Origin of the sequence: Ectorhizobium quercum (genome assembly GCF_026552795.1) — a bacterium.
Classification (GTDB): domain Bacteria; phylum Pseudomonadota; class Alphaproteobacteria; order Rhizobiales; family Rhizobiaceae; genus Ectorhizobium; species Ectorhizobium quercum.
Genome location: NZ_JANFPI010000002.1, coordinates 109,256 through 121,495, shown reverse-complemented (window position 1 = coordinate 121,495; position 12,240 = coordinate 109,256). Strand labels below are relative to the sequence as shown.

The 12,240-nt window shown below is 63.7% G+C and carries 8 protein-coding genes and 1 tRNA gene; 6 read left to right on the top strand and 3 right to left on the bottom strand.

Annotated features, from left to right (window positions below; genetic code table 11):
* Positions 1-197: 197 nt before the first annotated feature.
* A tRNA-Ile gene (locus tag NOF55_RS05300) sits at positions 198-273 on the bottom strand.
* 141 nt (positions 274-414) lie between these two features.
* Between NOF55_RS05300 and NOF55_RS05295 the strand changes: the two genes are divergently transcribed.
* The 3 genes from NOF55_RS05295 (at position 415) to NOF55_RS05285 (ending at position 3,014) form a co-directional block, all read left to right on the top strand.
* The gene (locus tag NOF55_RS05295) at positions 415-1,167 is read left to right on the top strand and encodes an SIMPL domain-containing protein (protein ID WP_306410301.1); all 753 of its coding nucleotides are present in this window, start codon (positions 415-417) and stop codon (positions 1,165-1,167) included.
* Positions 1,168-1,243: 76 nt separating this feature from the next.
* Positions 1,244-1,597, top strand: coding sequence for a hypothetical protein (locus tag NOF55_RS05290; protein ID WP_306410300.1), 354 nt, complete (start codon positions 1,244-1,246; stop codon positions 1,595-1,597).
* Positions 1,598-1,901: 304 nt separating this feature from the next.
* Positions 1,902-3,014, top strand: a complete 1,113-nt coding sequence (locus tag NOF55_RS05285; RefSeq protein WP_306410299.1) for a GumK N-terminal domain-containing glycosyltransferase — start codon at positions 1,902-1,904, stop codon at positions 3,012-3,014.
* 60 nt (positions 3,015-3,074) lie between these two features.
* On the opposite strand, the gene NOF55_RS05280 is transcribed toward NOF55_RS05285, so the two are convergent.
* The gene (locus tag NOF55_RS05280) at positions 3,075-3,794 is read right to left on the bottom strand and encodes an AAA family ATPase (RefSeq protein ID WP_306410298.1); all 720 of its coding nucleotides are present in this window, start codon (positions 3,792-3,794) and stop codon (positions 3,075-3,077) included.
* A 249-nt stretch (positions 3,795-4,043) separates the two neighbouring features.
* Here NOF55_RS05280 and NOF55_RS05275 point away from each other — a divergent pair, with 249 nt between their 5' ends.
* Positions 4,044-4,661 carry a DAK2 domain-containing protein gene (locus NOF55_RS05275; protein WP_306410297.1) on the top strand — a complete coding sequence of 206 codons (618 nt, stop codon included), beginning with the start codon at positions 4,044-4,046 and terminating at the stop codon, positions 4,659-4,661.
* 241 nt (positions 4,662-4,902) lie between these two features.
* On the opposite strand, the gene metH is transcribed toward NOF55_RS05275, so the two are convergent.
* On the bottom strand, positions 4,903-8,676 hold the full coding sequence (metH, locus tag NOF55_RS05270; RefSeq protein ID WP_306410937.1) for a methionine synthase: 3,774 nt from the start codon (positions 8,674-8,676) through the stop codon (positions 4,903-4,905).
* 418 nt (positions 8,677-9,094) lie between these two features.
* Between metH and NOF55_RS05265 the strand changes: the two genes are divergently transcribed.
* Together NOF55_RS05265 and NOF55_RS05260 are read left to right on the top strand one after the other, a co-directional pair.
* Positions 9,095-10,531: a DEAD/DEAH box helicase gene (locus NOF55_RS05265; RefSeq protein ID WP_306410296.1), complete on the top strand. Its 1,437-nt coding sequence runs from the start codon at positions 9,095-9,097 to the stop codon at positions 10,529-10,531.
* A gap of 297 nt (positions 10,532-10,828) precedes the next feature.
* The gene (locus tag NOF55_RS05260) at positions 10,829-12,238 is read left to right on the top strand and encodes a circularly permuted type 2 ATP-grasp protein (protein WP_306410295.1); all 1,410 of its coding nucleotides are present in this window, start codon (positions 10,829-10,831) and stop codon (positions 12,236-12,238) included.
* Positions 12,239-12,240 lie beyond the last annotated feature (2 nt).

Sequence of the window (12,240 nt, the reverse complement as noted above, 5' to 3'; positions counted from 1 at the left end):
ACAAAGTTCAATAAGTAGTTGTTAGTGTTTGGTAAATAGCCTCAAGCGTCACCCTCGCCATTACTCATTGAGCGATCCTCCGGGGTAACACGGCACACGAACGCGGGGGGGGGGCATCGGAGACTTTTGTTACCCCCAAAAATCTCTAAAAAGATGCGTTCTCTTAAATTATTGATTTAATTGGAAAAAATATAGACTGGTGGGCCCGGAGGGACTCGAACCCCCAACCAAGCGGTTATGAGCCGCCGGCTCTAACCATTGAGCTACAGGCCCGGCGGCGCGGCCGCAGGTTGCCGGCGCAATGGCCGCCGGACGGAGGTTCCTCTAGCCGAATTTTCCGAGAGTCTCAAGCGCGCCGTAATCAACCCACAATCGCCGGGCAGGAAAGCGGGACAGTCCACAAAGGAGGAAAGCATGCGTTCTCGGTCCATTCGTCATTTCGTTCTCGCCGCAGCCGCGACCGGAGGTCTGGCGCTGGCGGCATTACCGGCCGGCGCCCAGCAGGCCGCGCCGGCGCCCGCAGAGGCGACGATCACCGTTTCGGGCGAGGGGACGGCGGCGCTCGCGCCGGATATGGCCGTGGTCGACCTCGGCGTGCTGCGCGAGGCCGAGACCGCCGCCGAGGCGCTGTCCGCCAACAACACGGCGATGGCCGACGTCCTTGCCGCCCTGGCGGAGCAGGGCATCGAGGAAAAGGACGTGCAGACGTCCGGCTTCACCATCCAGCCGCAGTACCGCCATGACGAGCCGAAGAACGGCCGTTACGAGCCGCCGGTCATCATCGGCTACCAGGTGCAGAACGGCCTGACCGTGCGCGTGCGCGACCTCGACAAGCTGGGCGGCGTGATCGACAGCACGGTCAAGCTGGGCGTGAACCAGGGCGGCAACATCCGCTTCACCAACGACAAGCCGGATGCGGCCGTCGAAGAAGCGCGCCGCAACGCGATGTCGGAGGCGATCGCCAAGGCGCGCACGCTGGCCGAGGCCGCGGGCGTCAAGCTCGGCCGCGTCATCAGCATCAATGAAAACTTCATGAGGCCGATGCCGGCGCCGCAGATGATGATGCGCGCCGCCGCCGCGAAGGAAATGTCGGATGCCGTTCCGGTCGCCGCCGGCGAAAACACCTATTCCGTGACGGTCAATATTTCCTACGCGATCGACCAGTAATTCTCCCGGATTTCTTGCGTGGAGGCGAAACCTTTCGTCTCCACGGACGTTTCTTATGAAATGCAAGGAGATGACCATGCTCATTACCGACACACGCATCATTCGAGACGATCCGCAGCATCCGACGGTGGAGTTCGTGTCCGAGACCGGCGCAATCGCTTCCGTGCGTTTCCAGGTTCCGGCCGCGGCGAACGACAAGCGGATCATCACCGCCGCCCGCGCTCTTCTCGGCGAGTTCGCCCGGTCGCGACGCCAGGAAACGCTGCTTCTTCCCGAGGAAAGTGTCCGCGCGCGTGAAAGCGCCCGGCAGTCCGGCGATACCGAGGTTCTGGAAGAAGAGCTCGAAGAAGGGTTGGAGGATTCTTTCCCCGCGAGCGACCCCGTGTCCGCAACCGTTTCCACCACCGCCCGCGCGCCGCTGAGGCGATGACGAAAGTTTTCGGGGCCTGAAACCGTTTCGCTTTTTCCCTGGAAGGGGAAGGGGTGCTTCAGGCTCGCGATGGCGATGCCGCGCTAGCCGGGCCCTTGCAGGTTTCGAGGCGGGTAGTGTGGGGATAATGGGCGCTAAAGGGCTGCGCATGCGCCATTCCGCCGATTAATTCCCCGGTAAGCAGGGCGCGGTAGAGTGCGGGCAGCGCAATGGAAGAGCCCCGCGATCCCATGACGGAAATCAGGATGCCGTTGAGCCGGAACCGCCGGTTCGAGAAGACCTCCCTGTCTGTCGGGACAGCGGGATGAATTTCCTTTTTCTGTCCACGCATGCCTTCCTGCCGAACACGCGCAAGACCAGCGTGCATTTCGTCAGCGAGGCATTGGCCGCGCGCGGCCATAGCGTGGAGACGCTCAGCGTCGGATACAGTCTCCTGACGGCGCTGAAGAGCCGGGATCTCTACCGGCAGCTATCGCGGGAGCAGAAGGGCCGGTTCCGCGAAAGCGCGTCGCGCTACCGTTCCGCCTGCTACCTGCCGCTGCTGCATCCGTTCAGCACCGGCAGCGCGCTGTTCAACAGGGCCATGTCGCCGTTCTTCGATCTCTACGGCAGGGTGCTTCCCCGTTTCATGAGGGAAGCCGTGCTGCGGGCGGATACCGTGGTCATCGAATCGGGAACGTCCATCGTCTTCTTCGAGGCCGTCCGCCGCCTCAAGCCCGCCGCTCGCACGATCTACTTCGCCCGCGACCTGCTCAACACGGTCGGCGCGTCCGAATATCTTCAGCGGCTGGAGAGACGGATCGCCCCGCAATTCGACCGGGTGATCGTCCCGTCGTCGCGCATGGCGGAGCATCTTCCGAGCGGCAGCAGGGTCGTCTTCGTTCCGCAGGGCATCGACAAGAGCGGGTTCGACGTCTGCGACACCTCACCCTATCCGGCGGGCTCGCGCAACGGCGTGGCGGTCGGCAACATGCTGTTCGACAAGAACGCGATGACCGCGATGGCGCTGCATGCCCCGGACGTGACGTTCCACTTCTTCGGTGCCGGCATTCCCGCCGACTTCCCGCAGAACGTCACGGTCTACGGGGAGAGGGCCTTTTCAGACATCATTCCCTATCTCAAGTTCGCGGATTTCGGGATTGCGCCCTACCGTCTTACGGAACGCGAACTTTATCTGGTGGAATCGAGCCTGAAGCTCCAGCAATATTCCTATTGCCTGCTGCCCATCCTCGCGCCGGAACTGATGCGCCGCGGCTGCCGGGCGAACATCGTCGCCTACGATCCGAACGGCGAGACCGACTGGGCGGGGAAGGTGCGCGAAGCCGCCACGCGGCCGCATGATCCCGCATGGCGCGACGGCATCGCGACCTGGGACGACGTCGCGGACCGGATCGCGGACGAGGCCGTTTCCGCCTGACGGCCTTCTCTCTCGGTGCATTGCACCGCTTTCCAATTTCTGGTTTTGACGCCGGCGGTCTCAGGCGGCCCAGACGAGGCGGAAGACGTTCTTCCGGCGCGGCGGTGCGTCGGTCGAGCGCACGGGCACCATGCGCTCCACTTCCAGCGCGAAGGCGTGGGCGTTGTCCTCGGCCTTGTCGATGTTGGAGACGCGGGCCGGATCGAGGGTCGCGAGGGTGGCGCCGGCCGCGAAGATTTCCTTGTAGGCCGCGCGCTCGGCAATGGCCGTGTTCAGGACGTTCACGCCACGGGTGGCGAGCATGCCCTTGATCGTCAGCATGGCGCGCGTGGTCAGCATGGAGGCGACGCGGGTTAGTACGACCGAATGGGCGATCTCAAGGCCCGCCTTTTCCTTCAGGAACGCGATGAGGTCGAGGATCTGCGCGCCGCCGCGCGCGTCCATCGCCGATCCCTGGATCGGAATGAAGACATGGTCGGAAAGGCTGATAGCGGCCGTCGTCAGCGCATCGCGGGCGCCGGCGAGGTCGATGATGAAATAGTCGGTCCGCTCCACCGCCTCGCGGATGTGACAGTGCAGGGCGGCGACGGTGACTTCGGAGATCACCGTCAGGCCGTTCATGCCGCCGCTTGCCTCGTGCCATTGCGTGATCCAGCGTTGCGGGTCCGCGTCGATCAGCGTGACGCGCCGCCCCATGCGGGCGAGTTCGCAGGCAAGGATCAGGGCAGCCGTCGTCTTGCCGGCACCGCCCTTGGCGTTGGCGAAGGAAATAACGGGCATGGCGAATATCCTCGTCGGAGATGGCGCGATCATCGCTGGGCAAGGGACGCACTGAATCGCGCCGCCTGTAGCGACTTTCCTCCGCCGCGGTTAATAAAGGGCAAAAGGTCGCGCCCCGTTTCTGCTACAAAAACTTGCGGTTTGGCCTCAGGCGCTGTTCACTAACGTCTTGCAATTGCAGGCGGCGTGGAAAACAGTGTGCAAGGATGTGACACAACGCGCATGCGACCGTTGACCGAAGGGGAACGAATGATCAGGAGTCTCGATCTCATCGAAATGTTTTCGGAAATCGCCGTGGCCATGAGCGAGAACCGGGAGCGGCTCTGTCAGCTCGACGGCGAGGATGGCGACGGCGATCACGGCATGACGATGACCTACGTCTTCACCATTCTCGAAGACACGTTCTCGGCGCTCGACCCGGCGAGGACGACGCCCGCCGAAATCTTCGACATAACGGCGGAAGCCTTCCTGAAGATCGACGCGAAGTCCGCCGAGCTTTATGCAAGCGGCTTTCGCCGTGCCGGCACGACGCTGATGCGCCGCCGGCAGGTCACGCCCGAGCAGTTCGGCAAGGCGCTCGTGGCGATGGGGTCGAGCTTCAAGGAGAAGGGGACGCCGGGCGTCTCGCGCCTCAACGTGGCCGATGTCTGGCAACTCGGCGTGAACGCCTATCTCGATTCGCTTGAGCAGGGCCTGACCCTGTCCGAAGCGCTCGACACGGCGCTGACCGCCGCCAACGGCGGCCACGTGATGGCCGATGCCGGCAGGAAATCGGGGGCCGTCAATCAGGCCGATTTCACCGGCTACGATGCCGGCGGCGCCTCGGCGCTGCTGATCTTCCGCGCCATGCGCGACACATTCTCGTAGGGCAGGCAAAAGCGGCGAATGGACGGGAATCGTTTGCCGCTCTGCGTATTGGCAAACCTCCTCTTTCGTCACCCTCGGGCTCGACCCGAGGGTCCACGCCGCAGGCGGCGCGGTGGATGGTCGGGTCAAGCCCGACCATGACGAAAGAGAGGGGGCGAGTGGTCTGTCAGCAGTCTGGCGGCAAACGATTCCCGATCGTTTGCCGCTTTTCGAAACGGGCCTTGGCTTGGCGAGGCCGCCGTCAGGCCGCCTCGTTGTTCTCCCGGCCGGCGCCCGGCACGTAGTTGAGGACCGGGCCGAGCCAGCGTTCGACCTCGGCGACCGGCATGCCCTTGCGTGCGGCATAATCCTCCACCTGGTCGCGCTCCACCTTGGCCACGCCGAAGTAATAGCTCTGCGGGTGGCCGATATAGAGGCCGGAGACGGACGAGCCCGGCCACATGGCGTAGCTTTCCGTCAGCCGCACGTCCGTCGCCTTTTCCGCATCGAGCAGTTCGAACAGCGTCGCCTTCTCGGTATGGTCGGGCTGCGCCGGATAGCCGGGGGCAGGGCGGATGCCGGCATATTTCTCCGCGATCAGGTCGTCGGAGGACAAGGCCTCGTCCGGGGCGTAGCCCCAGAACTCCTTGCGGACACGCTCGTGCATGCGCTCGGCGAAGGCTTCGGCGAAGCGGTCGGCCAGCGCCTTGACCAGGATCGAGGAATAGTCGTCGTTCGCCCGCTCGAAGCGTTCGGCGATCGCCACTTCCTCGATGCCCGCCGTCACCACGAAGCCGCCGACATAATCGGCGACGCCGCTGTCCTTCGGCGCGACGAAATCGGCCAGCGCCACGTTGGGGCGGCTGTCGCGCTTGGAAAGCTGCTGGCGCAGCGTGTAGAACGTCCCCAGTTCGCTCGAGCGGCTGTCGTCGGTATAGAGCCGGATATCGTCGCCCACGGCGTTCGCCGGCCAGAAGCCGATGACCGCGCGCGGGCGGAACCACTTCTCCTCGATGATCTGCGTCAGCATGGCCTGCGCATCGCGCCACAGGTTGCGCGCCGCTTCGCCCTGCTTCTCGTCCTCAAGAATGGCCGGATACCGCCCCTTCAGTTCCCAGGTCTGGAAGAAGGGCGTCCAGTCGATGTATTTCGCCAGTTCGGCGAGGTCGTAATCCTCGAAAATCTTCGTGCCGTAGAATTGCGGCTTCACCGGCCTGTAGGCCGCCCATTCGACCTTCTCGGCATTCTCGCGGGCGCGGGCCAGCGGCAGGCGCTTCTTCTCGGCCTCGGCGCGGGCGTGCGCCGCCGCCACCTTGGCATATTCGGCGCGGATATCGGCGACGTAGGTCTCCTTCGTATCCGGCGAAAGCAGCGAGGAAACGACGCCGACGGCGCGCGAGGCGTCGGTGACGTAGATCGCCTGGCCGCGATTGTAGCCCGGATGGATCTTCACCGCCGTGTGGACGCGGCTTGTCGTCGCCCCGCCGATGAGCAGCGGGATCTCGAAGCCCTGGCGCTCCATCTCGGAGGCGACATGCACCATTTCGTCGAGCGACGGCGTGATGAGACCGGACAGGCCGATGATGTCGGCCTTTTCGCGGATGGCGGTCTCGAGGATGGTGGCCGCCGGAACCATGACGCCGAGATCGACGATGTCGTAATTGTTGCAGGCCAGCACGACGCCGACGATGTTCTTGCCGATGTCGTGCACATCGCCCTTCACCGTCGCCATGATCACCTTGCCGGCGGCGCTCTTTTCACCATTGCCGCCGTTCAGCCGCTTCTCCTCCTCCATGTAGGGCAGGAGAACGGCGACGGCCTGCTTCATGACGCGGGCGGATTTCACCACCTGCGGCAGGAACATCTTGCCGGCGCCGAACAGGTCGCCGACCACGTTCATGCCGGCCATCAGCGGTCCCTCGATGACGTGCAGGGGCCGGGCTGCCTGAAGACGGGCCTCTTCCGTATCGGCCTCGATATATTCGGTGATGCCGTTGACCAGCGCGTGCTCGAGGCGCTTTTCCACGGGCCATTCGCGCCAGGAAAGGTCCTGTGTCCGGGCTTCCTTGGTGCCCGTGCCGCGATAGCGCTCGGCGATCTCCAGCATGCGCTCGGTGGCGTCGGGACGGCGGTTGAGCACGACGTCCTCGCAGGCCTCCTTCAGTTCCGGCTCGATCGTCTCGTAGACGATGAGCTGGCCGGCATTGACGATGCCCATGTCCATGCCCGCCTGAATGGCGTGGTAGAGGAAGACGGAGTGCATCGCCTGCCGCACGGTCTCGTTGCCGCGGAACGAGAAGGAGAGGTTGGAAACGCCGCCCGAGATGTGCACATGCGGCAGCGTCTGGCGGATCGTCTTCGTCGCCTCGATGAAGTCGACGCCGTAATTGTTGTGCTCGTCGATGCCGGTCGCGACCGCGAAGATGTTCGGATCGAACACGATATCCTCCGGCGGGAAACCGGCTTCCTCGGTCAGCAGCCTGTAGGCGCGGGTGCAGATGTCCACCTTGCGCTCGTAGGTATCGGCCTGTCCGGTCTCGTCGAAGGCCATGACGACCACGGCCGCTCCATAGGCGCGCACCAGCCGGGCATGGTGCAGGAAGGCTTCCTCGCCTTCCTTCAGCGAGATCGAGTTGACGACGGGCTTGCCCTGGACGCATTTCAGGCCCGCCTCGATGACGGAGAACTTCGACGAGTCGATCATCAGCGGCACGCGGGCGATGTCCGGCTCGGCGGCGATGAGGTTGAGGAACTCGACCATCGCCTTCTCGGAATCGATCAGGCCCTCGTCCATGTTGACATCGATGACCTGCGCGCCGCTTTCCACCTGCTCGCGCGCCACGTCGAGCGCGGCGGCATAGTCGCCCGCCGTGATCAGCTTGCGGAATTTGGCCGAGCCGGTGACGTTGGTGCGCTCGCCGACGTTCACGAAGGGAATGTCGGAGGTCAGCACGAAGGGTTCGAGGCCGGACAGGGCGAGGAACGGCTTGTGTTCCGGAACCTGGCGCGGTGCGAGGCCCTTCACGGCGTCGGATATCGCCGCGATATGCTCCGGCGTCGAGCCGCAGCAGCCGCCGAGAATGTTGACGAGGCCGTCGCGCGCGAAGCCCTCGACCTGACGCGCCATCATCTCCGGCGTTTCGTCGTACTGGCCGAACTCGTTCGGCAGGCCGGCATTCGGATAGGCGGAGATGAAGGTGTCGGCGACGCCCGACAGTTCCTGGATGTGCGGGCGCATGGCTTCCGCACCGAGCGCACAGTTCAGGCCGATGGCGAAGGGCCGGGCATGGCGCACGGAATACCAGAAGGCGGAGGGCGTCTGGCCGGACAGGGTGCGGCCGGAAAGGTCGGTGATCGTGCCGGAGATCATCACCGGCAGGCGGATGCCCTTGGCGATGAAGCGTTCCTCACAGGCGAAGATCGCCGCCTTGGCGTTCAGCGTGTCGAAGATCGTCTCGATCAGGATGATGTCGGAACCGCCGTCGATCAGGCCGTCGATCTGCTGCCCGTAGGCGATGCGCAATTCGTCGAAGGAAACGGCGCGGAAGCCCGGATTGTTGACGTCGGGCGAGATGGAGGCCGTGCGGTTGGTCGGGCCGATGGCGCCCGCCACGAAGCGGCGCTTGCCGTCCTGTTTCTGCGCGCGCAGCATGGCGCGGCGGGCAAGGCGCGCACCGTCGCGGTTCAGCTCGTAGACGGCATCCTCCATCTGGTAATCGGCCTGGGCGATGGTGGTGGAGGAAAACGTGTTGGTCTCGACGATATCCGCGCCCGCCATCGCATAGCGATAGTGGATTTCCTCGATGGCCTGCGGCTGGGTGAGGATCAGAAGGTCGTTGTTGCCCTTCTGATGGCAGGCACAGCCGACGAACCGCTCGCCGCGAAACTGATCCTCGTCCAGTGACAGGCTCTGGATCTGCGTGCCCATCGCGCCGTCGAGAATGAGAATACGTTCGCGCGCCGCCTTATCGAGGGCGGAGAAAATCTCGCTGCCGTCGCGTTTTGCAGATTCCTCACCGAAAAGATCGTCAAACACGGGCATGCTCCTGTCCTTCGTTGCGTCGTCACCAAGTCACATAAACATATCTTTATGTCAATATATGGTCATGCCGCCAGATGGCCTGTCGGGACATGTCGGACGTCTCCATAATAGACAGGCAATGCGAGGGGAATGAAAGCTTTCTCTGAAAAGACCTTGACTTATGGCGCCGAAGGCCGCATTTGAGATGCAGCTTTCACCCTTCCGGCCGCCGCGTGAGCGTGCCCTGCCTTGGAAGATTCGCAGAGGAAGGAAGAAGGCGCGACACATGTCCCGGCCGCACACGCGGCTTTCATGCGCCTGAAAGCATCTCCAACCCACAAGTTCCCATTTCACGCGGGGTTCTTGACGTCGAAACGAACCAGACCGGAATAATCCGGCCGGTTGTTTTTCGACGCCCCGAAAGGCAATTGACTTGACGAATTTTAACGAACTCGGTCTCAATCAGCAGATTCTGGCCACCCTGACGCAGGCCGGCTACGAAAAGCCGACGCCCATTCAGGCTGAGGCCATTCCGCTGGTATTGCAGGGCCGCGACCTCATCGGTCTCGCCCAGACCGGCACCGGCAAGACGGCCGCCTTCGGCCTGCCGATCATCCAGCAGCTCATGAACGACGGCAAGACGGTCGGCCCGCACGGCGTCCGCGCCCTCATCCTTGCCCCGACGCGCGAACTGGTCAACCAGATCGCCACCAGCCTCAAGGGCTTCATGCGCAAGTCGCCGCTCAGGATCAACATGGTCGTCGGCGGCGTTTCGATCAACCGCCAGCAGCTTGCCCTCCTGCGCGGCACCGACATTCTCGTCGCCACGCCCGGCCGCCTGCTCGACCTCATCAACCGCAAGGCCGTGACGCTTGCCGGCGTTACCCATCTCGTGCTCGACGAAGCCGACCAGATGCTCGACCTCGGCTTCATTCACGACCTGAAGAGGATCGCGAAGCTGATCCCCGCGAAGCGCCAGACCCTGCTGTTCTCGGCGACCATGCCGAAGGCCATCGCCGATCTGTCCCGCGACTACCTGACCAATCCCGAGCGCGTCGAGGTGACGCCGCCCGGCAAGGCTGCCGACAAGATCGAGCAGTACGTCCATTTCGTCGGCGGCAAGAACGACAAGACCGTCGTCCTCAAGGAGCAGCTTTCCGCCAATCCGGACGGCCGCGCCATCGTCTTCCTGCGCACCAAGCACGGCGCGGAAAAGCTCGCCAAGCATCTCGATCAGGTGGGCTTCGCGGTTGCCTCCATTCACGGCAACAAGAGCCAGGGTCAGCGCGAGCGGGCGCTGAAGGGCTTCCGCGACGGTGATGTCGCCGTGCTGGTGGCAACCGACGTCGCCGCCCGCGGCATCGATATTCCGGGCGTCAGCCACGTCTATAACTACGACCTGCCGGAAGTGCCGGACGCCTATGTCCACCGGATCGGCCGTACCGCCCGCGCCGGACGCGAAGGCATCGCCGTCGCTTTCTGCGCGCCGGACGAGGCGAAGCTGCTGCGCGATATCGAGCGCCTGATGGGCCTTTCCATCACGGTGGCCAGCGGCGAGCCGCATGCCGGCTCCGCGCCGTCGTCGCGCCCGGCGCGTGGCCGCGGCGGTCGTGGTGGTCGCCCTGCGGATGCGCCGCGCGGCCCGAACGGCGCCTCGCGCCGCCAGGGTGCCTCGGAAGAGGGCCGTGGTGACGCAGCGGTTGCAGGCGGCCGGGCCGATCATGGCGACAGGCCGCACCAGAATCGCGGCAAGAACCGGCCCAAATTCGGTCACGGCCGCGACAATGCCGGCCATCGTCAGGAGCAGGGCGGCGAAGGCCGCAAGCGCTCCTTCGGCCAGGGCCGCCCGCAGCGGCAGAAGCAGGCCTGATCTTTTCGCAGCAGGCGATACAGAAATCAGGATGGCGGCGTCGCCATCCTGAAACGGGCGCGAAAACGGGCATTCGCCCATTTTTCGGACGCAATGGCGCCCTTGCCTTGCCGCGGCATGCCGCGAAGGCGATGCGATTGACCAAATCGCGTGCAGACGAGCCGGGCGGAAATTCGTTCAAATCCCGGTAAAATCCAGCAGATTCCCCGTCGGAAATTTCTTGCTCCGAATTGAGCATGGTTCTTGCATTGCCCAAAACATTGTATTCAAATGGTCAAAAAATTGGGGACCGCGCCTTTGGCATTTGACGAAATGATGAATGCGGACAATGTTCCGCGCGAGCCATATCAGTCCTACTTCGAGTGGTATTCCAGTCAGGATCCTGCGCATCTGAAAAACAAGGCCCGCGACGCGGAAAACATATTCAGACGAACAGGCATCACCTTCGCAGTTTACGGACACGCGGATTCCTCCGAAAAGCTCATTCCCTTCGACATCGTTCCCCGCATCATTTCCGGCAGAGAGTGGCGCAAGCTCGCCCAGGGGATCGAACAGCGCGTCATCGCGCTCAACGCCTTTCTCGACGACATTTATCACAAGCAGGAAATCATTCGCGCAGGGCGCATCCCGCGCGAGCTGATCGAGCGGAACGACGCCTTCCTGCCGGAAATGATCGGCTTCTCCCCGCCGGGCGGCGTCTATACCCACATCGTCGGCACCGATATCGTCCGCACCGGCGAAGACCAGTTCTACGTGCTGGAAGACAATGCCCGCACCCCCTCCGGCGTCTCCTACATGCTGGAGAACCGCGAGACGATGATGCAGATGTTCCCGGAACTCTTCCAGGCGAACAAGGTGCAGCGCGTCGAGGATTATCCGTTCCAGTTGCGCCAGTCGCTGGCCTCGCTTGCGCCGCCCGGCTGCAAGGGCAAGCCGCGCGTGGCCGTGCTTACACCCGGCATCTACAATTCCGCCTATTACGAACATTCCTTCCTTGCCGACATGATGGGCGTGGAACTGGTCGAGGGCTCGGATCTGAGGGTCATCGACGGCAAGGTGAAGATGCGCACGACGCGCGGCTACGAGGCGATCGACGTTCTCTACCGCCGCGTCGACGACGATTTCCTCGATCCGCTCACCTTCCGCCCGGACAGCTGTCTCGGCGTGCCGGGCATCATGGACGTCTACCGCGCCGGCAACATCACCATCGCCAACGCGCCCGGAACGGGCATCGCCGACGACAAGGCCATCTATTCCTACATGCCGGAAATCGTCGAGTTCTACACCGGCTCCAAGCCTATTCTCCAGAACGTGCCGACCTGGCGCTGTTCCGAGCCGGACAGCCTGAAATACGTTCTCGAGCACATCGAGGAACTGGTCATCAAGGAAGTTCATGGCTCGGGGGGCTACGGCATGCTGGTCGGGCCGACCGCGAGCCGGAAGGAGCGCGTGGACTTCGCGGAAAAGCTGCGCGCCAAGCCTGGCAATTACATCGCCCAGCCGACGCTTTCGCTGTCCACCGTGCCGATTTTCGTCAACAAGGGCATCGCTCCGCGCCATGTGGACCTGCGCCCGTATGTCCTCGTCTCCGACAAGGTGAGAATCATCCCCGGCGGGCTGACCCGCGTCGCCTTGAAGAAGGGCTCCCTGGTGGTCAATTCCAGCCAGGGCGGCGGCACCAAGGACACCTGGGTTCTGGAGGACTGAAG